This is a genomic window from Marinilabilia salmonicolor JCM 21150 (genome assembly GCF_000259075.1).
Taxonomy (GTDB): Bacteria; Bacteroidota; Bacteroidia; order Bacteroidales; family Marinilabiliaceae; genus Marinilabilia; species Marinilabilia salmonicolor.
The window spans coordinates 229046-254812 of the sequence record NZ_AJKI01000002.1 but is presented as its reverse complement, the minus strand read 5'-3'; the positions used below and the strand labels follow the sequence as shown (position 1 = coordinate 254812).

15 protein-coding genes are annotated in these 25767 nt (G+C 40.7%); 14 read left to right on the top strand and 1 reads right to left on the bottom strand.

The features are described from left to right. Nucleotides 1-3 precede the first annotated feature (3 nt). From W7W_RS0101690 to W7W_RS0101670, 5 genes are all read left to right on the top strand, one after another. Nucleotides 4-579 (top strand): SiaB family protein kinase, encoded by a 576-nt coding sequence (locus W7W_RS0101690; protein ID WP_010662136.1) that lies wholly within the window; start codon nucleotides 4-6, stop codon nucleotides 577-579. An 11-nt stretch (nucleotides 580-590) separates the two neighbouring features. Continuing rightward, nucleotides 591-971: a DUF1987 domain-containing protein gene (locus W7W_RS0101685; RefSeq protein WP_010662135.1), complete on the top strand. Its 381-nt coding sequence runs from the start codon at nucleotides 591-593 to the stop codon at nucleotides 969-971. 36 nt (nucleotides 972-1007) lie between these two features. After that, nucleotides 1008-4079 carry an ATP-binding cassette domain-containing protein gene (locus W7W_RS0101680; protein ID WP_010662134.1) on the top strand — a complete coding sequence of 1024 codons (3072 nt, stop codon included), beginning with the start codon at nucleotides 1008-1010 and terminating at the stop codon, nucleotides 4077-4079. A 69-nt stretch (nucleotides 4080-4148) separates the two neighbouring features. Next, entirely contained in the window at nucleotides 4149-5069 is a 921-nt protein-coding gene (locus W7W_RS0101675) for a hypothetical protein (protein ID WP_010662133.1), read from the top strand. A 60-nt stretch (nucleotides 5070-5129) separates the two neighbouring features. After that, nucleotides 5130-5585: a hypothetical protein gene (locus W7W_RS0101670; RefSeq protein ID WP_010662132.1), complete on the top strand. Its 456-nt coding sequence runs from the start codon at nucleotides 5130-5132 to the stop codon at nucleotides 5583-5585. Between the two features lie 290 nt (nucleotides 5586-5875). On the opposite strand, the gene W7W_RS0101660 is transcribed toward W7W_RS0101670, so the two are convergent. After that, the gene (locus tag W7W_RS0101660; protein WP_010662131.1) at nucleotides 5876-6754 is read right to left on the bottom strand and encodes a helix-turn-helix domain-containing protein; all 879 of its coding nucleotides are present in this window, start codon (nucleotides 6752-6754) and stop codon (nucleotides 5876-5878) included. A 532-nt stretch (nucleotides 6755-7286) separates the two neighbouring features. Between W7W_RS0101660 and W7W_RS0101655 the strand changes: the two genes are divergently transcribed. From W7W_RS0101655 to W7W_RS0101615, 9 genes are all read left to right on the top strand, one after another. Beyond that, a complete protein-coding gene (locus W7W_RS0101655; RefSeq protein WP_010662130.1) occupies nucleotides 7287-10421 on the top strand; it encodes a SusC/RagA family TonB-linked outer membrane protein in 3135 nt (1044 codons plus the stop codon). A gap of 21 nt (nucleotides 10422-10442) precedes the next feature. Beyond that, nucleotides 10443-12245, top strand: a complete 1803-nt coding sequence (locus tag W7W_RS0101650; protein WP_010662129.1) for a RagB/SusD family nutrient uptake outer membrane protein — start codon at nucleotides 10443-10445, stop codon at nucleotides 12243-12245. 400 nt (nucleotides 12246-12645) lie between these two features. Continuing rightward, nucleotides 12646-15807, top strand: coding sequence for a SusC/RagA family TonB-linked outer membrane protein (locus tag W7W_RS0101645; protein ID WP_010662128.1), 3162 nt, complete (start codon nucleotides 12646-12648; stop codon nucleotides 15805-15807). 13 nt (nucleotides 15808-15820) lie between these two features. After that, nucleotides 15821-17539: a RagB/SusD family nutrient uptake outer membrane protein gene (locus W7W_RS0101640; RefSeq protein WP_010662127.1), complete on the top strand. Its 1719-nt coding sequence runs from the start codon at nucleotides 15821-15823 to the stop codon at nucleotides 17537-17539. Between the two features lie 20 nt (nucleotides 17540-17559). Further along, nucleotides 17560-18744, top strand: a complete 1185-nt coding sequence (locus W7W_RS0101635; RefSeq protein ID WP_010662126.1) for a hypothetical protein — start codon at nucleotides 17560-17562, stop codon at nucleotides 18742-18744. A 135-nt stretch (nucleotides 18745-18879) separates the two neighbouring features. Further along, complete coding sequence (locus W7W_RS0101630) at nucleotides 18880-20640, top strand: DUF6057 family protein (RefSeq protein ID WP_010662125.1); 1761 nt, start codon at nucleotides 18880-18882, stop codon at nucleotides 20638-20640. 10 nt (nucleotides 20641-20650) lie between these two features. Next, entirely contained in the window at nucleotides 20651-22126 is a 1476-nt protein-coding gene (locus tag W7W_RS0101625) for a TolB family protein (protein ID WP_010662124.1), read from the top strand. Next, complete coding sequence (locus tag W7W_RS21525; RefSeq protein ID WP_010662123.1) at nucleotides 22123-23355, top strand: chorismate transformation enzyme, FkbO/Hyg5 family; 1233 nt, start codon at nucleotides 22123-22125, stop codon at nucleotides 23353-23355. Before W7W_RS0101625 ends, W7W_RS21525 begins: the two co-directional genes overlap by 4 nt. Nucleotides 23356-23469: 114 nt before the next feature. Beyond that, entirely contained in the window at nucleotides 23470-25464 is a 1995-nt protein-coding gene (locus W7W_RS0101615) for a glycoside hydrolase family 97 protein (protein WP_029510232.1), read from the top strand. Nucleotides 25465-25767: the final 303 nt, after the last annotated feature.

Below are 25767 nucleotides of genomic sequence, written 5' to 3'. Positions count from 1 at the left end.
GCTATGAGCAGAGAAATTGAAAGCCATCGTTTTCTGGATTTTGCATACCAGTTGTACAAAACGATGAAAACAAATGAGATTAACCTGGTTTATGAAGGAGAAGTAACACAGGACATTACCAAAACCTTTACTTCTCTTACCGAAAGGAATATGGCCAAATCGGAGGAATCGAACCAGGTTCAGAGAAAGGTGTTTAATGTAATGGTGGAATGCTTACAAAACATCAGCAAACATGCCGACACTCTTTCTGACGACGATGAAGATGAGCGCCGGGGCATAGTGATGGTCAGCAGGGGAGAAGAAAGCTATAAAATAATCACAGGTAATGTGATTAGAAATGCTAAAATCCCCGGGCTTAAAGAGAGTCTTGAGCATATCAACAGCCTGGACAAAGCAGGTTTATCTTCTCTTTACAAACAACAGATTGTGGAAAGTAAAATTTCCGAAAAAGGAGGTGCCGGACTCGGACTGATTGATATTGCCAAGAAAACAGGCAGTAAATTATCTTATCAGTTTAAGGAACTTAACGAAGAGGTTTCTTTCTTTATCCTTACTTCTACCATTAACAGAAACAGATAAAAAGATATAATATGGACGTGATAAACATTCAGGGAACCGACGATACCCCTAACGTTATTTTGGACAAAGCAAGTGGTCAATTTGAAATTTCAGGCCGATCATTGCCCGAGGACGTAAACATGTTTTACGAGCCTATCCTTGACTGGATTGATCAATACTCTGAAGATCCCAATGATCATACTGAGTTTAATTTTAAACTGGAATATTTTAATACCGCTTCTTCAAAAGTAATTCTGGATATTCTTCTGAAATTCGAAGAGATCGTGGAAAACGGGAAAGAAGTTGTTATTAAATGGCACTACCACGAAGATGAAGAAGATATGCTTGAGGCAGGAGAAGAGTATTCAGACATCGTGGAAATTCCATTCGATTACGTACTTTACACCGATTAATTGTCAGATTACCAACCCACCTTTTAAAACCGATCGATGAGTGAAGAAATTCTAAAAGCATTAATGCAACTGTTTGGATTGATTGCCAAACAGGACGGAGGTGCTGAATCTAATGAAACAGAGTATGTAAGGGTGTTTCTGGAGCAACAGCTGAATGCTGAAGCCGTGGAAGAGTATTATGCGCTTTTTCTGAAACATTCAACCGATCGAAAAGGGGGTAAAGACGAAGAAGAGGGGAAGGTTCGCCTTACCTCAATGAAAGACTCGGTCAGAATTCTGGGGATCTGTAAAAAAATTAACAAGCAGCTCAACAGGGAGCAAAAAGTGGTGGTGCTGGTTCGTTTGTACGAACTGGTTAATGCCGACCATAAGTTTACCGAGCAACGCATGGCTATCATCAATACGGTGGCCGATGTGTTTAAGTTGCCACGAAACGAAATCTCTCACATCGAAAATTTTGTTATCAAAAACGAGGCTGACAGCCTTGATTTTGAGGAGTTGATGATGGTGAGGGATGAAGATCCGGGGCTCGGGAAAGGTGCATTTATTCATGCCCCGGGGCTTGATGGTTCCATTTTTATTCTTCGGGTTAAAAGTGCTGATCTTTATTTTATGCGATACACAGGCGATCAGGAAATTTTCCTGAATGGTCTGGTAATCAATACCCGTCGTATTTATCTTTTCCCTAATGGTAGTTTTATTCGCGTCCCCAAGGGCAAACCCATCTATTTTACCGATGTTGTTGGACATTTTCTCACCGATGCTGATTCTCCGCGTATTACGTATGAAGTCAAAGACGTTGAGTTTCAGTTTAAAACGGGAGATATAGGTCTTCGTAACATCCAGATTGCCGAAGAACAGGGGAAATTGATTGGTGTTATGGGTGCCAGCGGTGCAGGTAAAACTACGCTGCTGAATGTGCTCTCAGGCATTGAAACGCCGACCAAAGGTCAGGTGCTGATTAATGGTCACGACCTGCATCATGACAAGGAGGCTCTGGAAGGAGTCATCGGGGTTATCCCACAGGATGACCTTCTGATTGAAGAGCTTACCGTTTTTGAGAATCTATATTACAACGCCAAGCTCTGTTTCAAGGATAAGAATGAGGAGGAAATCAATCAGCTTGTTAATGATACGCTCAAAAGTCTCGGGCTTTATGAGCGTCGCTTGCTGAAAGTGGGCTCTCCGCTTAATAAAATGATTAGCGGCGGTCAGCGAAAACGTCTGAATATTGCACTTGAGCTTATCCGGGAACCGGGTGTGCTCTTTGTGGATGAACCTACGTCCGGTTTGTCTTCCCGCGATTCAGAAAATGTGATGAACCTTCTGAGGGAGTTGTCGCTCAAGGGGAAATTAATTTTTGTGGTGATTCACCAGCCTTCCTCCGACATCTACAAGATGTTCGACAAGATGTATATTCTTGATACAGGCGGATATCCTGTTTATTACGGAAACCCGAGTGAATCTCTGATATACTTCAAAAGGCTTGATGCACAGATCAACAGTGATGTGGGTGAGTGTCCTACCTGTGGTAACCTGAATCCGGAGCTTATATTTAACATCATCGATTCTAATGTGATCGATGAGTATGGTAATTATACCGATAAGCGGAAAGTCGCTCCCGAAGAATGGCACGGTCATTTTCAGGAAAAAATACCTATTCCGTCTGTTAGTCAGGTGAATGACACCCCGCCTAAGAGTCTTAATATCCCGTCGTGGTTCAATCAGTTTAAGATTTATACCCGTCGTGATTTTTTCTCAAAAATCAGTAATACCCAATACATTTCGTTAAACCTTCTGGAGGCACCACTGCTTGGTTTTATTCTTGCCTATCTGGTGAGATACATTGCCGATCCCCCCTCCAGCCTGTATATCTTCAGGGAAAATGAGAACATCCCTCCTTATATTTTTATGGGGATTGTAGTTGCTCTGTTTTTTGGGTTGATTATCAGTGCGGAAGAAATTTTTAAAGATGCAAAGATATTAAAACGGGAAGCCTTTCTCAATTTGAGCCGGTCCAGTTATCTTGTTTCCAAAATTCTTATACTTTTTACCATTTCCGCTATTCAAATGGTCTTATTTGTTGGTGTTGCCAATACCGTACTTGGCATAAAGGATATGTATTTTGAGTTTTGGCTGGCGTTATTTTCTGTTTCTGCTTTTGCCAATATTTTGGGCCTGATTATTTCAGCATCGTTCAACTCCATCATTACCATTTATATTCTTATTCCGTTGTTGATGATTCCTCAAATGGTGCTGGGAGGAGCAATGTTTACTTTTGACAAGCTGAATAAAGATTTTACCAGTCCTGATGTGGTTCCCGCTATTGCCGAGTTTATGCCCTCCCGCTGGGTTTATGAAGGACTGATGGTTCATCAGTATAAGCACAACAACTTTAAGAAAAACATCTTTGAGGTTGAGCGGAAAGAGAGTGCTGCCGATTTTAAGCAGGTTTATTACATTCCCGAATTGCGGGATATCATTTCTGAATCGGTTAGATATGCTGAGGGAGATTCAAATATTACTCAAAAAGAGTATGTCAGCAATGTAGAGCTGATAGCAAATGAGATTTCTCTTGAGGTGGAGCGCGTTGCCGGTGTCTCTTTTGATGAGTTTGAACCCATAACGCCGAAGAACTTTTCGGCAGAAATGGCCGCTGACATCAATAAATTTCTGGATCAGTTGCTGGCCTATTATCAGAATGAGTTTTACAAAGCCAACACCATTAAAGAAGAGTTTCTGACGGCCAATATTTCAGCCAATCGTGAAAAGTTCGAACGCATTAAGAACGATTACTTTAACGAAAGCATCAATGACATCGTAAGAAAGGTGTTTGATAAGAATAAGATTCTGAGAGAAGACAATCATCTGATTCAGATGGTAGATCCCATTTATCAGAAGCCGGAACCCAGTGGAGCTCTTGATTTCAGAACTCATTTCTTTGCGCCATCCAAACATTTTATGGGACATTTTTACGAGACCTTGTGGTTCAATATTGCTGTTGTGTGGATCATCACTGCATTTTTATATGTGGTGCTTTATTTTGATTTGTTAAAAAAAGGACTGAATTTTGCAGGTAATATAAAATGGAAAAGAAAGAAATCTTAGTAACTTTTTTATTATCATTGCAGTATAAGAACCATAATTAAGAAATTAGGAAAAATAAATCTATAAGTTATGATTAAGAATCTGATTTTTGCTCTGTTAATATTGACCGGTGGCAGTTTTTTGTTCTCATGTGCCGGAAATTCAGAAAAGAAAAATGCTCAGCAGGATGATGAGCTTGCATTGCCCGATTCAATTACCGGGGAGGCACCATTAAAGCTTTCTGAGGAAATTATTGGAGATGTAATTCAGAACATTTCTTCACCTGTTGAGATGGCCAATCTTATTAAGTCCACCGGTGTTGATTTCTCGCAACAAATTCTTAACAATCCGGAGAACATATCTGACTATAGCACCAGTTTTAAAAGAGCACTTAACCTCGGTGTTTTTAGTGCTGATCTGGGGTATATTAACTCATACGACAAAAGTAATATTGTTGTTTCCTACCTTCTGGCGGTGAAGAATCTGGCCGATGGGATCAGGGTTGGACAGTTTTTTGATTTTGAATCCCTGAAGAGAATGGCTACCAATTCCAGCAATCTGGATTCACTTATGCAGATGTCTGTTTCCAGTTTTAATCAGATGGATTCTTATCTGCGCCAGCAAAACAGGAGCAACGTCAGTGCACTTGTGATAGCAGGTGCCTGGGTTGAAGGTTTGTATATTGCGGCCAATGTAATAGAGAATACCAACGATGAGGAGCTTATCAACCGCTTGGGGGAACAAAAGGAGATTGTGGACATTCTTTACATCATTCTTCAGAACTATGAGCAAAACAGCAGCTTCAAGATGCTGATTGATCATTTGTCTGAACTGAAGACACTGTATAAGCAGGTAAAAATAACCAAAGAAGTTGGCGAACCCAAAACCATTGAACAGGACGGAATGCTTATTATTGTTCAGGATGAGGTAAGTCATGTGGAAATTTCACCTGAAACGCTTGGCACAATAATTGATAAAATTAAGGAAATTCGTACTGACATTGTTAAATAGGAGTCTGATTACCAGTAGTTTTTAACTTCTTTTTTTACAGTACGATTAAAATTTTGAACGATGAGAAAATTAATATTTACACTTCTTCTTTTGGTGGGCGTTGGGTTTTCCGGTGCAAATGCTCAGTGCAATCACGAAGCTCTTTTGAAAGATGCCCTCGCTCAGATGGGAGACGGACAATATATCAAAGACTTTATTGTTGACTTGAAAAATGACAAAGCAGGGGAAAGCGGAACCGTTAAGTATTCTGTGATCCTGAACAGTCGGAGTCAGTATAAATTTAATGTTGTGAATGGAGGAGGCAATTCAGAAAAGGTCCATATGCAGCTTTACGATGGAGATAAATTGCTTGTAAGTAATAAAGCCCAGGGTAAAATGTACAGTGCATTTGGATTCGTTTGTCGATCCACAAAGGTTTACAGTCTTGTTTTCTCCTTTCCCGAAGGTAATGAAGGATGTGCCAGGGCAGTTCTCTCTCTGCAGAAACAGTTTGCTGCCGGCGAGGGTGGATTCTGATGAATTGAGTAAAACATTTTCATATAAAAAACACCATCAAAATTGTGATGGTGTTTTTTTTATACAAGAACGCAACCTTTTTGTTTTTTTTTCGTCTTGTGAATAGTGTTATGGTAACCCTATGTTATTAAACCCATTAAAAAACCATTCATTATGTCTTCAAAAAAAAGTTATTCATTTGATTTGCCCCAGCGTATTCTGCTTGCTCAGGCTATCATTGTTTTTGGCCTTCTTTTTCTGATTGTATTCTGATTTGAAAATGAGAGATTAAGATAACCTGAACAATCGGGTTAAAAAACATTCTTCACCCCGTTGAAATTGGTTCTGAATTCTGATGGGGTGCAATTTTGTTTTTTCTTAAAGGTTCGGTTGAAATTTGAAATGTTGTTGAATCCACATTCGTAGCAAATCTCAGATACGCTTTTATTGGTTTCAATGAGCATTCTTGTGGCGTAACCGAGCCTAATCTCATTTACAAAATCTACAAAAGACTTTCCCGTACGCTGTTTTATCAGGCGACTGAAGGAAACAATTGACATGTTCAGAAGATTGGCTGCATCCTCCAGCATGATCCTTTTGTTGTAATTCTCACGTACAAAATTGTATATCTTTTCAATTCGGTCACTGTTGAAGAAGTCACTGGTTTTCTGAAATGAGATATTTGTGAGCAACCGCTGATCTCTGGAGATTGCCAGATCGTACAACAGCGACTGAAACTCCATGTAAGAATCGAAACCTCTTTTTTTGCTAATTTCCATCAGTCTTTCTGCAGCCATCTCTGTGGTTTGCTCTGAGAAGAGGATGCCCCGGTTGGCATTGTGCATCATCTCTCTTATTGGTTTAAGAATGTTTTTCTGCAACAGATGTTCCTGAAATAAGTCTCTCGGGAATTGAATGGTAATTTCATGATGCATATGATCACTGGTGTTTTTATAATTCTCCCAACCATGATAGAGGTTTGGTCCGACCATTACAAGTTCCATGTCAGTGATTTCCCCTATGTGATCGCCTACAACCCTTCTGGCTCCTTTTGCTTTGGCGATGAAGTTAATCTCATATTCCGGGTGGAAGTGGATAGGGAAGGTAAAAAGGTCACGTTCCCTGTCGAAAACCAGAAAACAATCATCTTCCTGTAAAGGGGTAATTTCTCTGTGTATCTGATTTCTCATAGTATTTAATTGGAGGTTTATTGTGCAAAAATAGCGAAAGAGACAAAATAGTACAATAGTGTTGTGTGGATTTATTCAAAATAGGATTTTTCTATTTGTTGAAAGTAAGGGGAGTCTGTTTGTCTGTTTTTTTCTCAGGTCTGTGAAGTGCGCTATTTCGCTTTATTTTTTCTTAAAATAGTATAATAAAATGAAGAAATTGTATGAGCAAGGGTGGGTTTAATAGCCGAATCGAAAGTTGTCTTGAGGCCTGAGTGTCTTGATGGTCAGTTGGTTGGTTGGAAAAGCATGATCAAGAATTAAAAAAACTTAAAAAAGGTTTCATTATTTCGCGGCGATACCTTATATTTGTCAAGCCACATAGAACAGAACAGTTGAGGGCATTTTATTAGAGGTTTTACTTATTAAGGCCTAACAATCAAAGAAAACTAGACTATGTGAAAGAGTTTTTTACAGGTATTTAATTGATAATAAGTAGTATTAATAATGTGAAAAAAAGTAAATTGTAATTTTTAATTTTAACTCTATGGCTATGAAAAAAAGAGTTTTGTTTTTAATCTTTGGCTTATGTCTTAGCATTGCCTCCTTTGCACAGGTGCAGGTGAGTGGTAGTGTTAGCGACTCGCAGGGCGAACCTATTCCGGGCGTGACAGTGCTGGAAAAAGGTACGCAAAATGGTGTGATTACCGATATTGATGGTAATTACAATTTAAGTGTTGCCGGACAGGAGTCTGTTCTGGTATTTTCGTTTGTGGGTATGCAAACCCAGGAGGTAACGGTAGGTGGTCAGACAACCATTGATGTTGTTTTGTCTGAGACTTTTACCGATCTCGATGAAGTAGTGGTTGTTGGTTACGGTGTTCAGAAGAAAAAACTGACTACCGGTGCTAACCTGAATGTTGGGGGTGATGATTTGCAAAAGCAGAGCACTGGTTCTGCACTTGAAGCAATGCAAAGTCAGGCACCGGGTATGAATATAACCCAAAGCTCCGGACAACCCGGTGAAGGGTTTAAGGTAAATATTCGTGGTTTGGGTACTATTGGTAATCCCGATCCTCTTTACGTTATTGATGGTGTTGCTGGTGGAAATATCAACAACTTAAATCCCAGCGATATCGAATCTATTGATGTGCTGAAGGATGCTGCATCTGCAGCTATTTACGGTTCACGCGCTGCCAACGGTGTAATTTTGGTTACCACCAAGCAGGGAAGAGCCGGGAAAATTGAAGTTACCTATGACGGGTATTATGGCGTTCAGGATATTGAAAATATTGCTACGCCTCTCAACGCTTCTCAATTTATGGAAATTTTGAATGAAGAGAGAGTTACTTCTGAAAAATCCCCTGAAGACTTTGCCGGTAAAATTCCTGAGTTATATCAAAAAGTTCAGAGTGGTGAGTGGAACGGAACAAACTGGATGGACGAAGCTTATAATGAAAATGCACCAACTCAGAACCATGCTATTAATATCAGCGGTGGATCAGAGCAATCTGTTTTCTCGATGGGTTTTTCTTATTATTCACAGGAAGGTGTCTTCGGTAAGCCTGTTGAACCCAATTTTGAAAGAATTACCGCCAGACTTAATAGTGATCATGTTGTGTATGAAAATAATGGACGTGATGTTATAAAGGTTGGGCAAACTTTTAATTATAGTTATAGCAAAAAAGCGGGTATCGCCATTGGTGGAATGTATTGGAATGATGTTCGTAATATGTTGGTGGGTAATCCCCTGGTTCCTTTGTATAATGACGAAGGAGAATATTTTAATTATGATAATATAAAAGAAAGTGGTTTGGATGATGTGTCCTCACGGATTTACAATCCAATTGCACAAATGCATTTAGAGAGGGGAATGAACGAATCTCATAACTACAATGTCAATGGTGATGTTCATGTTGAGATTCAACCCATAGAGGATTTGATTTTTAGAAGCAGCTTTGGTTACCGATCCAATTCCAACAGATATCGGTCTTATCAGCCAGAGTTTTCTCTTGCTGGTGATGTGACCCATACTCCTGGTAATATCATTCAAAGTGCCGGAAGTGGGCATGACTGGACTTTAGAAAATACGCTGAATTATTCTTTCAATGTAAATCTAAACTCCTTTGATGTTCTTGTAGGACAATCTGTTGAGAAAACAGGAATTGGGTATAGCATGGAAGCAAACAATGGTTATCCTAATTTTATAGGTTACAAGTACGCTTACCTTGATAATACCCAGGGAATAACTCCTGGAGTCACAACGGTTGCAGGTACCCCATATGATCAAGGACGATTATCTTCTTTCTTTGGAAGGGTTAATTTTGACCATGATGAAACTTACCTGTTAACAATGGTTATGAGAGCAGATGCTTCCTCTAATTTTGCAGAAGGTAACCGTTGGGGGTATTTCCCATCTGTTTCTGCCGGTTGGGTAATGACAGAAGAGGACTTTTTGGGGAACAATGATGTTGTGGAATTCTTGAAACTGAGAGCCAGTTGGGGACAAAATGGAAACCAAGCCATTACTCCTTTTCAGTATCTTGCTTTGATTGGAAGTGATAAGGATAATAATTATCGTTTTGGTGATAATAGAGGAGAAATGCAGCAGGGAGCTTTCCCTTCAATTCTGCCTAATGAGGATGTTTCATGGGAAACTTCTGAGCAATTGGATCTTGGTTTTGATGCTCATTTCCTTAGAGGACGTCTTCGTACAGCATTTGATTACTATGTGAAAACCACTAAGGACTGGTTGGTTCGTGAACCTCTGCCTGATATCTTTGGTGCCCCTGCAGGATACTATAACGGTGGGGAAATCGAGAATAGCGGTATTGAATTAGCTTTAAACTGGAATGATAATTTGGGGGATTTCAGCTATGGTGCACAGTTTAATATTTCCACTAATAAAAATGAAGTTACCTATTTAGGAAATGCCTCAGGTTTTATTCAAAGTAATTCTAATGTAATATCTCAACAAACTGAGCCAGTTTGGCGTGTTGAGACTGGAATGCCGGTAGGGTATTTTTATGGATATAAGACCGACGGAATTTTCCAGGATCAGCAGGATATTGATAGCTATGCTGATAATGGCTACTTGCAGGGAGATCCTCAGCCAGGTGATGTTAAATTTGTTGATGTCACAGGAGATGGCGTTGTAAATGACGAGGATAGAACAATGATTGGTAATCCTCACCCTGATGTCAGAATTGGTTTTGGTCTTAATTTTGCCTATAAAGGATTTGATTTTTCAGTTACCGGAAAAGGTGCCTTTGGACATGAGATTCTTCAGTCATATCGTTCGTTTGCCGATAACGAATTTCATAATTACACCACAGAAATTCTTGAGAAGCGTTGGACACCGGAAAATCCATCCAATTCATTTCCGCGCTTAACTGCCGGTAATAGTGTCAACAGAATGACAGTTTCGGATATATACATACATGATGGTGATTTCATAAAAATTCAGAACCTTACTATTGGGTATGATTTTAAGAAATTACTCCCGGATATGCCTTTAGGACAGGCTCGTTTGTATGTGGCAGGTCGTAATTTGGTTACATTTACGGACTATTCAGGAATGGATCCTGAAGTTGGCTATGGTGATGAACAGCCATTCGTTTCTGGTATTGATTTAGGTTTTTATCCTTCACCACGCACCTATCTGGTAGGACTTAATCTGAAATTTTAAAACCTTAAATTTTAAAGCATTATGAAAAAAATATTATATATATTAATTGGAGCTGTACTGCTGATGGGATGTGAGGATTTCCTTGAAACAGAAACTCTTACTGATAAGACATCAGCAAACTTCCCTCAAACAGCAGATGATGCTGAGCAAATGATGGCAGGTATTTATACCACCATGAATAATGCTCAACATCTGGGAGATGTAAGCTATGAAATGATTATGGAAGTTGCCAGTGATGATAAGCTCGGTGGTGGTGGGAATAATGATGTTTCTGCACAATCTTATGAGACTTTTCAGTATGCGAATAATAGTATGTTAGAGAATTTGTGGAAAGTTACCTATCAGGGCATTCACAGAGCTAACTTTGCTATTGAGAATATGGGACTTCTCGGAGATGACGTTGTCAGTCCTGAATTGAAGAACCAATATCTGGGAGAAGCCAAATTTTTAAGAGCCTACTTTTATTCTCGCTTAAACACCGTGTTTAATGAGGTTCCCTTAAAACTTACCACTGAGAATATTAATATGGGAGCGGCCTCAGCTGATGAGATCAACGGACAAATTGCCGCTGACTTAAAAGATGCAATAGAGTTGTTGCCTAATAAAACTTATGACCAGACTCAACAAGGTCGTGTTACAAAGTGGGCTGCAGAAGCATTGATGGGAAGAGTCTTTCTTTGGTACACAGGTTTCTATGGGAAAGATGCCATCGCTTTGCCCGATGGTGGTAGCGTTACAAAGAATGATGTAATTGGTTGGCTGGAAGATGCTGAAGCCAATAGCGGACATAGGATGGTTGATCATTTTCATCAGTTATGGGCCTATACAAATTCTTTGACAATAGGCGAATATGATTACATTCAGGAGTATATTAGCGAAAATAATATAGATCAGGAGGAAATTATTTATGCCAGCGACCGCGGGGCAAGAAATCCTGAAACTATTTTTGCGCTGCAGTTTTCAAACTATGCCGGCTGGGATATTGACAGAGGCTATTCCAATACTCTGACATTGTTCTGGGGACTCCGGGGAATGCAGGATATAAATAAAACCGTTCCTTTTGCCGGTGGATGGGGACAGGGAAATTCTGTTCCTGGATCCATGGTTAACCAGTGGTTGGAAGATGAACCAAATGACCCGAGACTTTGGGCTTCCGTAATTGATCTTAATAAGGAATTGATGGACTCGGTACCTAATCTGGATTATCCAGAAGACAGCGATGATCCATATACTCAGATTGGATATAATAGGGGTGTCTGGGATTTCGTGCTGGAAAGTAATTACTGGGGTAAAAAGTACAATGGAGTTACTGCAGTAGATGGTGACGGTGTCCGCAGACATAGTTATGGTGTGATAATGTATGGTACTCCTGAAAATAACCAGCTTAACCATACAGATGATTTGGTATATATTCGTTATGCTGATGTCCTGTTAATGTTGGCAGAGTTAAAAGAAGATGAATCATACATTAACAGAGTAAGGAATCGCGCAGGGTTGCCAGATATTGGTGGATACTCACTTGATGCTCTCCAAAAAGAGCGCCGTCATGAATTTGCCTTCGAAATGTTGAGGTGGAACGATATGCGTCGCTGGGGAGATGCATATACTACCGAGCATCTTGAAATGCAGGAAGGTGTGTCTGTATATAATTTTGGACAACCTGCTACTCATACAGCTTTGCATCCTGATGGCTATACATCCCGTTATCAGGCCACTAAAGGATTTTTCCCAATACCTCAACCTCAGATTGATATGTCAGAAGGCCTACTCGAGCAGGTTGAAGGTTATAAAAATGGTGAAGGACGATATACTCCTAGTTGGTAATTGATGTTGAGTATATTTTAAGAGAACATTCTTTTTTCCAGGCCACCTCATTTCGGGGTGGCCTTTTTTTGTTATAAGACGACTTTCTGACTACAATTTCAGAAACATAAATGATGATCGGGTAAAGTTGAAACTAAAAAGCAAAACGCAAAAAAATGTAAAAAAACAGCAAAAAAGTGAGTGAATTGTATTAGGAGAGGATTGTCAGTAGATATAACTTTGTGGCCATAATGTTTTACATACACATCCTTTGAAGTGCTAAAAACAAGGCGATGTGCGTGTTTTTTGTGCTATAAAGTGTATGATATACAATTAAATATGCTGTATTGTTTTAGTTTAAACGACTGTTAAAAAAGTAAAACACACGCGTTTTTTTAGTTTTAATTTTAACTCTATTGTTATGGAAAAAAGAGTGTTATTTTTTTTGATCGGCTTGTGTTTCAGCATTGCCACATTTGCCCAGACGCAGGTGAGTGGCAATGTTACCGATGCACAAGGTGAGCCTGTTCCCGGCGTTACTGTTTTGGAACAGGGGACTCAAAATGGAGTGATTACCGATGTGGAGGGTAATTACAATTTGAATGTGGCCGGAGCGGAATCTGTTCTGGTTTTTTCTTTTGTGGGAATGGAAACTCAGCAGGTTTCTGTGGGTAACCAGACTCAGATTAATGTGGTAATGCGTGATGTCTATACCGATCTGGACGAAGTAGTCGTAGTCGGTTATGGTGTTCAAAAGAAGGCGCTTACTACGGGTGCCAATTTGAATGTTTCCGGAGAGGATATTCAAAAAATGAATACAGTGAGTCCTTTGCAAGCCATGCAGAGCCAGAGTCCCGGTGTGAACATTACCCAATCTTCAGGGATGCCTGGTGAAGGATATAAAGTAAACGTCCGGGGACTTGGAACCGTGGGTAATTCCAATCCGCTTTATGTTATTGATGGTGTCACAGGTGGGGATATCAATGCGCTTAACCCTGCAGATATTGAATCAATTGATGTTCTTAAGGATGCTGCATCAGCAGCTATTTATGGGTCTCGTGCTGCAAACGGAGTGATTTTGGTAACCACCAAAAAAGGAAAAGCCGGGAAAGTTCAGGTAAGTTATGATGGTTATTATGGCGTTCAAAATGTTTATAAAATGCCCGCACTTCTGGATGCCAGGCAGTATATGACCATGATGGACGAAACCCGTTTTAACGACGGAAAAGATGGCTATGACTGGGCTGGTTTTGTCCCCGATTATGAGGCTATTATGGCTGGCGAATCTGATGGAACCAATTGGCTCGAGGAGATTCGGGAGAAGAATGCTCCCACCCAGAATCATGCACTTAACATTGCAGGTGGTAACGATAAATCTACGTATTCATTTGGGTTCTCTCATACTTCCCAGGATGGTATTTTAGGTAAACCGGTAAATCCCAGTTATGAAAGGACTACGGCACGGGTTAATTCCGATCATGTTCTTTATCGTGTAAATGATTTGGATGTTGTTCGTTTTGGAGAAAACCTGAACTACAGTTACAGTACACGCAATGGTATTCAGATTGGAAACATCTATGCCAACGATATTCACTCAATGTTGGTTGCTTCTCCTCTGATGCCCGTTTACAATGAGGAAGGAGAATATTTCGATGCTGATGATAAGAGTTCTACCGGTCTGGTCAACTACGATTCACAAACCAGTAACCCTATTGCTTTGATGGAGTATCGAAGCGGGCGCAATTTATCTAAGAATCATAATCTGCAGGGAAACGTATTTTTCGAATTACAGCCTCTGGCCGATCTGAAATTTAAAACCAGTTTCGGATATAAACTTTCAGCTAGTAGCTACAGACGCTATGTCCCAACTTATGAGTTGAGTACCGCAGGAGACGGATATAATCCGGAGAACGATCAGACACAGCAATCCATGAATCTTGGATTTCAGTGGCAATGGGAAAATACTTTGAATTATTCTTTCCGCACCAACGGACACTTTATTGATGCCCTTGTTGGCCAGTCGGTGGAGAAGTTTGGTCTTGGTGAGAATGTAGATGTTACCAATAGCCGTTCTATTTTTTCTGACTTTGACCATGCATGGCTGAGCAATACCAAAGGATATACCGCAGGTGTGACCAGCATTAAAGGAGAGCCCTGGGGAGAGGGGGGTATTGCCTCTTTCTTCGGGCGTGTCAATTATAACTTTAATGAAACCTATATGGCCTCCGTGGTCATGCGTGCTGATGGATCTTCCAATTTTGCACAAGGCAATCGTTGGGGGTATTTCCCTTCGGTTTCTGCCGGATGGGTAATGTCCAACGAAACTTTTATGGACGGAGTCAGTGGTATCTTAAATTTCTTTAAGCTGCGGGGTAGCTGGGGACAAAACGGAAACTGTAACATCGATAACTTCCAGTATATTGCCACAGTAGGATTCCCTGAAACAGCAAAATACTCCTTTGGTAATACCAAAACCGAACAAAGTCAGGGAGGATATCAAAATATTTTGCCCAATGAGGATATTACCTGGGAAACATCAGAACAGATTGACCTGGGATTTGATGCCAGATTGTTGAATTCTAAACTTGGAGTAGCTTTTGACTGGTATGTAAAAACCACAAAGGACTGGTTGGTTGTTGCTCCCGCATTGGCTTCTTTTGGTACAGAACCACCATTCATTAATGGAGGTGACGTGGAGAATAGTGGTATTGAATTGGCTTTGAACTGGAATGATCGTGTAGGAGATTTGTCTTACAGCGTTGCACTTAACGGCGCATATAACAAAAACGAAGTGACCCGGATTGCCAATAGTGAAGGAATTATTCATGGTGAGCCGCACGTGCTAAGTCAGGGAACGACAGAGATGTATCGTGCAGAAGAGGGTAAGCCAATTGGGTATTTCTGGGGTTACAAAACCGAAGGAATTTACCAAAACCAGTCGCAGATCGAAGCAAGACGTACTGAAGGTCTGGGCGTGATGGAAGGTGCACAGCCAGGAGATGTTATCTTCGCTGATATAGATAAGAACGGAGTCATTGATGAAAATGATAAAACCGAAATTGGTAATCCTCATCCCGATTTCACTGCAGGTCTGAACCTTAGCTTGTCGTACAAAGGTCTTGACTTTGGTCTGACAGCCAATGGGGCTTTTGGACAGCAAATTGCGAAATCTTACCGGTCATTTGCTGATAGCGAGCGTCAAAATTATACTACCGAAATTTTTGGCCGTTGGTACGGTGAAGGAACTTCCAATAAATTGCCGCGCCTTACCCCCGGTACAAATACCAACTGGCAGAATATTTCTGATATCTATATTGAAGATGGGGATTACGTAAAGATCAGCAATGTCACTCTTGGGTATGACTTCAAAAAACTCTTTACCAATTTGCCCTTACAGCAAGTGAGATTTTATGTTTCTGCTCAAAACCTTTACACTTTTACCAATTATTCGGGGATGGATCCGGAGGTAGGATATGGATATGACGGTGGATCCGGTAATCAGGGAAACTGGTCTTCCGGCATTGATCTTGGGTTCTATCCTGCCCCAAGAACTTATTTGGTTGGATTAAATCTCAAATTTTAATTAGGAGAAGAATATGAAAAGATTAATATATTTCGCAATAGCCATTCTGGTATTTACCAGTTGTGAAGATTTCCTTGACACAGAAAATCTCACCGAGAAAAATACCACTAATTTTCCCGCCAATGTGGAAGATGTGGAACAGGCAGTAATTGGAATTTACAATACCCTCAATACTGCTGTGGCCGATCCTCAGTGTACCTATTTTTATGCTGCCGAACTTGCCTCTGATGACCGCTTTGGCGGTGGAGGAGATAACGATAAGTTGATGCAGGCCTGGGATAAAATTATGAATCATGGAACTGATGCTTCCCGCCCTTTTTGGAAGGCGCGTTATCAGGGGATTTTCAGAGCCAATAGTGTTATTCTCTCTATTGAAAAGATGGGATTAGAGGGAGAAGAGGTTAACCAATTGAAAGGCGAAGCACATTTTCTGCGTGGTTTCTTTTATCATGAGCTCGCCGAAATGTATGGAGAGGTTCCCATGCCTTTAAATTCGGATGAGGCCGAAAACCTGCCTAATGCATCTGCTGATTCTCTTTATGCACAGATAGGGTATGATCTGGTATCAGCCATCTCTTTGATGAAGGATGTGCCATACAATGAGACTGTTGCGGGACATGCTAGCAAATGGGCTGCAGAAGCTTTGCTGGCCCGTGTTTATCTCTTCTATACCGGATATTACAATAAAGATGCAATGCCTTTGGCTGATGGAAGTTCTCTGAGCAAAACGGATGTTGTAAGCTATCTGGAAGACTGTATTGCCAATAGTGGACATGACCTGGTTGGAGATTTCAGAAATCTGTGGGCTTATACCAATGAATACACGCTGTCCGATTTTGAAAAAATGTCTGGCGAAACAGGTGTCGATGGAAGTGATCTGAATTGGGCTGGTGATGGAAATCAGGAGTCCGTTTTTGCCATTAAATTTTCCAACTTTGCCGATTGGAGTACTACTATTGGATACTCAAATCAATATTTACTCCATTTTGGAATCCGTGGCGGTCAGCCTTACGGCAATACCTTCCCTCTTGGGCAGGGATGGGGTGCAGGACCTGTCAATCCAACTCTTTGGGAGACCTGGGAAGATGCAGAACCCAGTGACTTAAGGAGAGAAGCATCGATAATGCCTGTTGCCGATCTGCCGGATTACTCATTTGGCGGTTGGACTATGATGGAAGAAACCGATTACTGGCAAATGAAAAGTGTTCACATTAGTGCAAAAACAGGGAAAGTGGATGGAGAAGGTAATCCAACCTATTATTCTTCTTTCTCTGTCCCAATGTTTGATGCAACCGATAACTTTCAGTTGGATGGTGTTAATGACCTGATGTTGATTCGATTTGCGGATGTATTGTTAATGCACTCAGAATTGACAGAAACAGCTGACAAAATGAATGAGGTTCGTGTCCGGGCCGGTCTGGATCCTGTGAGTTATTCATTAGAGGCCTTGAAGCGTGAACGCCGATTCGAGCTTGCATTTGAAGGAAGACGTTATGCCGACATCCGGCGTTGGGGAGATGCTCCTGAGTTGCTTGAAGAACAGCTGGGTGTGAAGGTTTATGAAAGTGGAACCCCAACGGTTATGAAATCTTTTGGTGGGGGATATAGAGCTCGATATGAAGCTACAGGCGGATTTTTCCCTATTCCTGAGTCTGAAATTGCCTTGTCGGAAGGCGTATTGACGCAAACTCCGGGTTATGGAACTGCTTCGAGTAACTATACGGGTTGGTAAAACTTTAAAAACAGAATCTCATGAAACGAATAATATTATATGTTACCCTTATTGCTGCTGTTTTTGCAGCTTGCGATCCTATTGAAGATCGTGATTCATTATCGGGTGTTGTCAGCAAGGAGAGCCTTCAGCTGTCAGCCAAACCGATAATGGTAGATGGCAGGAACTCGAATGAAGTTATTGTAGAAAATAATTCTCCTCTTCTTTCGAGGTGGATCTCTGATCGTTCTCAGATTGAGTCCTCCTATGCAACTGTTGTATTCGATAATGTCGGGACAAAGGAAGTTCAATTTGTTGGATTGAATGGAAACGGGTCAAAAGTGGAAGATAACCTTTCCGTACAGATTGATACGATGACCAATCTGCCGGCAGATGTCAAGGCCCGTTTAGGTATAAAGTACAATGCAGATGGTTCAGTGGATAAAACTTCCAAACCCTATTTCTGGGGAAATGCCAATTATGTTGATTACAATATAAATGTGGTTCAGGAAGTTGCCGAAGACGGAACACCCGGAAATAAACTGACGTTGAGTTGTGATGCACCTTATCTTTGTGATTGGACTTTTGGTGATGCTAAAGGAAATAAAAACCGGCTGGAGCTCTTTGTTACATCTCTTGGTACTTTTACTCTCTCTCTGGATTTGGCTAAAGCTGACGGATCAGTTATAGAGGATGCTTATACCCAGGAAGTCACTGTGGAAGAACTGACCACCGTTCCGGCTGAGTACAAAAACCTTTTTGGGGATTTCCTTGCCGATCCGAATGTGTCTAAAAGCTGGAGATGGTCACGTAGTGGTGTGGTATGGGCCAATGGTCCCTATCATGGATTTACTGATCCGGGTGCCGGCTGGTGGCAGAACAGCTATGAGAATATGATTGAAAGACAGGATGGGATCATGACTTTCAAATATTCAGATTTGAGTTTGACCAAAGAGGTTTACGAGGGAGGTGATACCAGTATTGATCCCGTTGGTGTTCATACCGGATCTGTAGAATTGGATCTGGGGTCGAAGGTTGATGGTTACTCCGTGGGAACCATCAAGTTGGATGGAATCAGTATCATCTATGGAGTGAATGTTAATGGTGGAAATGCGGTGTTTACAGAATTAGCACTTGTCTCAGTAACAGAGAATACACTTATTCTCGGTGGTGACAATGGAACAGGTGAGACCTGGCTTTATAAATTTGAGGCTGTAAATGATTAGCACTTATCTATAAAAAAGGCTTAAGGGCGGGCGATTTCTGCTCGCCCTTATGTATTTAATAGAATACAATTGGTTTCGGGTGGGGCGGAATCTGAAATTGTTACTGGTGAATATATTATTGACTGATTAGTTTTTATGTTGAAAAATATATCTGTTTCCGGCTTAAGTTCCCTTTTTTTGGGGTTACTCATCTTTTTGTTTTTTGGATTGTTTTATTCTTTCCATCTGCACTATCAGGAACAGTACCAGTTATTTCTTTTTACTGCGGACTATTTTCTTGAAAGAGTAATGCAGCCGGGCGGTTTGAGTAATTACCTGGGTTCGTTTTTTACGCAGTTTTATTTTTATCCCTGGGTCGGGAGCCTGATTATAGCCACCTTGCTAATTCTTTTCCAGAGAAGCTTGCTTGGAACGATCCGAAATCTAGGAGCAGCCAAAGATTTTTTTGTGCTTTCCTTTTTCCCGGTTTTGATGTATTGGGGACTTTTATGTGATGAGAATTACCTGACAGGCGGATTGGTTGCCATTCTTTTCATTAGCTTGTCCAATTACCTATATACTTTCAGCAGATCGGGTCTGGTGAAAATACTGTTTATTCTTTTAGGAATCCCGCTACTTTATTTGATTGCCGGAGGAAGTGTCCTCTTCTTCTTTTTGTTCCTCTTAATTTATGAATTGAATGAAAAAACCCGTTCGTGGAAATTCCTTCTTTTGTTTAATTCATTGGGTGTTTTACTTGTTTTGGCAATTCCTTTCTTTCTAAAAAACAGGTTGGGAATGTTTCCCCTGGTTCCCTTTATTGTGGGTGTTAATTACTTCCGGTTTCCCATAAATTTTCCGGTGATCGTGGGGATTATCGGACTTCTGCTTGTATTATTGCCATTTCTTTCCAAATTTCTTTCCAAAGGAAATTTTCGTTTAAAGAAGAATATCCTTTTAGTTGAGGTGCTGATTTTCTTTCTTTTTGGAAGCTGGTTTATCTATCGGTCGGTTGATTTTGAACGGGAGGGAATAATGGAATATGATTTTTATGTAAGAATGCGAAAATGGGAAGAGATTATCCATAAGGCTGAAGAAAAGGCACCTCAAAGTCCGCTTTCTGTTACTTGTTTGAATCTGGCTTTGGGGAAAAAAGGACAACTGGGAGACAGGATGTTCGAATTTATCCAAAAGGGGGATGAAGGATTGATTCCGGACTTTACTAAAGATTTTACGATTCCGATGGTGGCCGGAGAGGTCTATTACCATTTGGGGTTTATTAATACAGCACAGCGATTTTCTTTTGAAGCGATGGAGGCTTTGCCTGATTATCAGAAAAGTGTAAGGACGATGAAACGGCTTGCCGAGACAAGCTTGATTAACGGAAACTATGTGCTTTCAAAGAAGTATCTGAAAATTCTTCAAAACACATTTTATTACCGTAAGTGGGCTACTTATCTTGAAAGAGCCATGCAAAAAGAGGATCTTATCAATCAACACCCTGAATACGGGCTCTTAAGGAGTATGAAGCTGGACAGAGATTTCTTCTTTAGTGATCAGGAAAAGGATATGATGCTTGGAATTATGCTTTCCGAAAAGAAAAATAAACTGGCTTTTGAGTATCTGATGGCTTATTGTTTATTGAATAAAGATATTCAACATTTTGTGCAGTATTTTCCACTAGGTGAGTCTTTGTCTTATTTCAGAATTCCACGGCATTTTCAGGAGGCTTTGGTTTATGCATGGGATGTTTCAAAAAGTGAGGTTATTAAAGAAATACCGTATCCAATAAGAGATGAGATCAAATCTTCTTTGAATAGATACAGGAAAATTTATACATCTCAGCCCGATCCGCAACCGCTGTTGCACAAAAAATTCGGCGAAACTTATTGGTATTATTTTCATTTTAGGAATTAAAAGGTTTGTCATGAAGGGTTTGCTTTTTTCAATGGTCAGTTTTCTTTTGCTGGCAACTAGTTCCTGCGTTGGGGGAAAATCAGAAGTTCAGAAAAAGGAGGGATATCCGGAAATTTTCCCCGATTATATTGGGGTGACCATCCCATCGGGAATTGCACCTCTCAACTTTCGAATTGAATGGGACTCTGTTCGTTATTCGGAATTATATATTGAGAACAGTGATGGCAAGATCCTAAGGGTGAAAGCAGAACAAACACTGAAGATGCCTTTGGATGAATGGAAGCATCTTCTTGAGACGTCGAAAGGGGATAGTCTTATGTTTCATCTTGATGTAAATCGCAATGGAGAATGGTATCGTTTTTCGCCTTTTCCTGTTTATGTCAGCGGCGACCCCATTGACTATGGCCTTTCCTATCGGTTAATTGCCCCGGGTTATGAGATTTACAGTAAAATGGGGATTTATCAAAGGTCTCTGGATAATTTCAATCAAAATGCGATTGTAGAAAATACGCTTTTCCAGGGGAGCTGTATGAATTGTCATTCTTACAGACAAACGAATGCTGCTAATATGAGTTTGCATATTCGCGGACCGCAGGGAGGCACTGTTTTGCTGGAAGACGGAAACTTAAAAGTGCTGGATACAAAAACAAAAGAAACACTTTCAAAATGTGTGTATCCTTATTGGCATCCCACTGGCAATTATATCGCCTATTCGGTGAATAAAACACAACAAACATTTCATGCTGCCAATGAGAAAAGAGTTGAAGTTTTTGATCATGCCTCAGATATTGTAATCTTCGATGTTAACAAGAACACACTTTTTTCGTGTGATCATTTGCAAAGCAAGAATCACATGGAAACATTTCCTGCTTTCTCTCCGGATGGGAAGTCTTTATTCTTTTGTTCAGCCCGGGTTGACACGCTTCCGCTTCAAATAAAAAATATTAAATATAATTTGATGAGGATTGACTTTGATCCGGAAACCGGAATGTTTGGATCTGCAATAGACACACTGTTCAATGCTGCCGAATTGGACCAGAGCGTCTCATTTCCCCGTCCTTCTTATGATGGCAGGTTCATTGTTTATACAAAGTTTAACTATGGGAATTTTTCAATCTGGCACCCGGAGGCGGATTTGTGGTTGTATGACACGGAAACAGGAATTAATAAACCGCTTGAAACACTTAACAGCGATCAGACAGAGAGTTACCATTCATGGTCGTCCAATTCACGATGGATGGTGTTTAGCAGTCGTAGGGTTAACGGACTTTATACCATGCCATTTATTGCCCATATTGACGAGCAGGGAAATGCAGGCAAACCTTTTTTATTGCCTCAGGAAGACCCTGATTTTTATGATATGACTTTCTACTCATTTAATGTGCCCGAGTTTATTAATCAACCTGTTAATATGAACCTGGGTCAACTTGAGGAGGCGGTTAAAAATGAACATGTTCAGTTGTCGTTCGAGAAAAGAAATGATTGATAGACTCATTAGAGGTGTATTTTTCGGAAAATGATTTTATGGGGATTGAAAAAACATACCAGTTTTTGGAGCTTGACAAGTATAGTAATTCTATAGAAGGAATAAAGAAATTGCTGCTCGAAGTTAAAACTCATGCGGGAGAAATAAATGGACAGGTTTTTAAGCTAACTGTCTTTGTGAGTTGCGAAAATGAAGATGAGTATAGAGGCAAAGCAGCTGATTTTTCCAAGGCAGTTTTTGATTGTTTTTATGATGAGGTTCCTGCTTTCAATATCGTTTCTCAAAAGCCTTTTTCTGATTCTTCGTTTGCTGTGGAGGCGGGTTTTGTTACCGGACAGGAGTTGCAGATTCATTACAAAATGCATTGTGATACTCCCTATGTCTTGATTGAAGATGCTATGGTTAAAGAGTTGTGGATGAGTGGAGCCGGAGGAGTTGAGCTTGTTGGAGACATTGAGCAGGATGCCATCCGTGCCTTCGGACAGATGTTGGAAATCCTGCACACAGAAGGCATGACCATGGATCATGTCATCAGGCAATGGAACTATGTGGGAGGGATTCTAAAGATTAATGCTGCCGATGGCCGGGATTTGCAAAATTATCAGGTTTTTAATGAGGTGCGTGGCCGTTTTTACAAGCATTACCGTACCCGGAAGGATTTTCCTGCTGCTACCGGAATTGGTGTTAAAATACCCGGGGTAACCATTGATTTTTTTGCCGTGAAGCCATTTGTTGGTAGTGTTACCACAGCTCCTGTAAATAACCGGAAACAACAGAATGCTTATGTGTATGGTCAGGAGGTGCTGGTTGGCTCAGCGCCGATGAAGACGGCTGCAAAGCAACCCCCTCAGTTCGAAAGAGCCAGATTATTGGAAATGCCCGGGAATTCTACGTTATTTTTATCCGGAACTGCCTCCATTATTGGTCAGGAGACGGTGGGAATTGGGGATGTGGAGGAGCAAACACGCGTCACCATTGGCAATCTTGAAGAAATAACCAGATCAGCAGAAGGGACCCTCAATATGGATGCCTTGAGATATACTTTGCTGCGGGTGTATGTGAAAAAAGAGGAGGATTTTCCGGTTGTACAACAAATTTGTAAGGAATATTTCCCGGATGTTTCTATTGCTTTTGTGCAGGCTGATGTTTGCAGAGACAACCTGCTCGTTGAGATTGAAGGAGAAATGGTTGCGAATAATTGTTTTCGTGAGTGTATAGAATGTAATTAAGATTGCAGTTTTTTGTCTTTTAAGACATTTCAACCCTGTTTGAAAAACATTTTCATCCCCTGGAATTTCCTTGTTTTTGTTTTCTTGCAACAGCAAACAATTAATAAAATCAATATGATAAGAAATTTGTTTTTAGTGCTGATGTCGGTGGTTGTACTGGCATCATGTTCTCAGGGAAAAGTGACTGTTCAGTCACCCGATGGGAATATTAATGTTTCTTTTGGGCTGCATGAAACCAAGCCTCAATACAGTGTGTCCTACAAGGGGCAGGAGGTTGTGCTGAACTCTGCAATGGGGTTTATATTAAAGGATCAGGCGCCTCTGACCGAAGGCTTTGAAATTACCGGGAGTGAAGTTACTTCTTATGATAACACATGGGAACAGGTATGGGGCGAAAAACAGTTTATCCGTAATCATTACAATCAACTGAGGGTTGATCTTCAGGAAACGGCAGAAGCTGGTCGCCAAATGTCTGTTTTCTTTAGAGTGTTTGACAATGGCGTCGGCTTCCGTTATGAAATACCTGAACAGGAGGGTATGGAAGATTTTGTCATTATGGATGAGGTGACGGAATTTGCTATGACTGATGATCATACTGCATGGTGGATCAAAGCTTATCAGCCCGATCGTTATGAATATTTGTTTACCAGGTCGGGCATCAGTAAGATGGATACGGTGCATACGCCCTTGACCATGCAAACGGCGGATGGATTATATCTTTCTTTGCATGAAGCAGCACTGGTTGACTATGCCAGTTATACCGTTGTTTCAATGCCCGGGAACAAACTGGTTACCGGATTGGTGCCCTGGGCTGATGGAACCAAAGTGAAGACCAGTGCTCCCATGAAAACACCATGGCGAACGATTCAGATTGGTGAAGAACCAGGTGACCTGATAACCAATTATATAGTATTAAATCTTAATGAGCCAAATAAACTGGAGGATCATTCCTATATAAAACCTTCGAAATATATGGGAATCTGGTGGGGCATGCATATTGGGAAATATACGTTTTGGGAAAGTGAAGATCTTGGTGCTACCACCGAAAATGCGAAAAGATATATCAACTTCGCCTCGGAGCATGATGTACCTCTTTTGCTGATTGAGGGATGGAATAATGGGTGGACACCTGCCTGGTACGAAAATCGCATGCATCAGTTTAGCTTTACAGAAAGTGTGGATGATTTTGATTTGAAAGAAGTGGTGGAGTATGGCAACAAACGAGGCGTTAAGTTGATCGGGTATCATGAAACAGGATCTAATCTTATTAGTTACCTTGATCAGGTGGATGATGGGTTTGCACTTTATCGGGAGATCGGAATCCATGACATTAAAATTGGTCAGGTAGGCTCTAAACTCAACATGAAAGAGTGGCACCATGGTCAGTTTGGGGTCAATTATTACCGGAGAATTCTTAAAAAGGCCGCTGAAAATAAACTGGCTGTTAATTTCCATGAACCGATTAAGGATACCGGAGAGCGTCGGACCTACCCCAATATGATGACCCGTGAAGGAGGTCGTGGAATGGAATATGATGCGTGGAGTGATGGAAATCCTCCTTCTCATCTTGCGACTTTGCCTTTTACCCGCTTGTTGGCAGGGCCAATGGATTTCACGCCCGGGACTTTTGACATAATGATAAAGTATCGTGAGGGGCGCAGGGTTCATACCACTATTGCGAAGCAGTTGGCGGCTTATGTCGTTGTTTTGTCACCTACTCAGATGATGTCTGATTTACCGGAAAATTATGAAGGACATCCGGCTCTGAAGTTTCTCCTTGATGTCCCGGTTGACTGGTACGACACCAAGGTGCTGAATGCAGAGATTGGAGAGTACATCACTATGGTGCGCAAGGACAAGAATTCAGAAGATTGGTACCTGGGGAGTCTGACCAATGAAAAAGCACGCGACTTTAAAATCAAACTGTCCTTTCTGGATCCGGACAAAAAATACTTAGCCGAAATCTATGCAGATGGGGCTGATGCCCACTGGGAATCTAATCCTACCGCTATTAAAATTACTAAGAAAATAGTGGAGGCTGATACTGAAATGAGTCTCAATCTCGCTGCAGGAGGTGGACAATCCATTCGATTTTCCCCGGTTGAATAGTAGAGATTTTTTTGATAATGGATGAAGCCGTCTGTTTTTCAGGCGGCTTTTCTTTTTATAATACAATTACACCCTTTATTGGATACATTTCACCCCTCTTATTAATTGCAGAATTGTTTTTATTTGTTAAAAAATACTCTTAGAGAGAATAGATTGGGTTTGTTTTTGAATCAAACTATCTGTAATAATTCAATAGTCTTTTGAAATGATGAACGTTTTGGATAAAAAATGATCAGTTTTTTGTGATACATTTTTAATAAAAATGAAGTATTGTGATTTTATATTCTTTCTTGGTTTAGAATC

Excerpts from the sequence above, each read along its gene's own strand:
- W7W_RS0101685 (WP_010662135.1), top strand. The coding sequence starts at position 591 with ATGGACGTGATAAACATTCAGGGAACCGACGATACCCCTAACGTTATT.
- W7W_RS0101625 (WP_010662124.1), top strand. The coding sequence starts at position 20,651 with ATGAAGGGTTTGCTTTTTTCAATGGTCAGTTTTCTTTTGCTGGCAACT.
- W7W_RS0101660 (WP_010662131.1), bottom strand. The coding sequence starts at position 6,754 with ATGAGAAATCAGATACACAGAGAAATTACCCCTTTACAGGAAGATGAT.
- W7W_RS0101630 (WP_010662125.1), top strand. The coding sequence starts at position 18,880 with ATGTTGAAAAATATATCTGTTTCCGGCTTAAGTTCCCTTTTTTTGGGG.
- W7W_RS0101640 (WP_010662127.1), top strand. The coding sequence starts at position 15,821 with ATGAAAAGATTAATATATTTCGCAATAGCCATTCTGGTATTTACCAGT.
- W7W_RS0101690 (WP_010662136.1), top strand. The coding sequence starts at position 4 with ATGAGCAGAGAAATTGAAAGCCATCGTTTTCTGGATTTTGCATACCAG.
- W7W_RS0101675 (WP_010662133.1), top strand. The coding sequence starts at position 4,149 with ATGATTAAGAATCTGATTTTTGCTCTGTTAATATTGACCGGTGGCAGT.
- W7W_RS0101645 (WP_010662128.1), top strand. The coding sequence starts at position 12,646 with ATGGAAAAAAGAGTGTTATTTTTTTTGATCGGCTTGTGTTTCAGCATT.
- W7W_RS0101635 (WP_010662126.1), top strand. The coding sequence starts at position 17,560 with ATGAAACGAATAATATTATATGTTACCCTTATTGCTGCTGTTTTTGCA.
- W7W_RS0101650 (WP_010662129.1), top strand. The coding sequence starts at position 10,443 with ATGAAAAAAATATTATATATATTAATTGGAGCTGTACTGCTGATGGGA.
- W7W_RS0101680 (WP_010662134.1), top strand. The coding sequence starts at position 1,008 with ATGAGTGAAGAAATTCTAAAAGCATTAATGCAACTGTTTGGATTGATT.
- W7W_RS0101655 (WP_010662130.1), top strand. The coding sequence starts at position 7,287 with ATGAAAAAAAGAGTTTTGTTTTTAATCTTTGGCTTATGTCTTAGCATT.
- W7W_RS0101615 (WP_029510232.1), top strand. The coding sequence starts at position 23,470 with ATGATAAGAAATTTGTTTTTAGTGCTGATGTCGGTGGTTGTACTGGCA.
- W7W_RS0101670 (WP_010662132.1), top strand. The coding sequence starts at position 5,130 with ATGAGAAAATTAATATTTACACTTCTTCTTTTGGTGGGCGTTGGGTTT.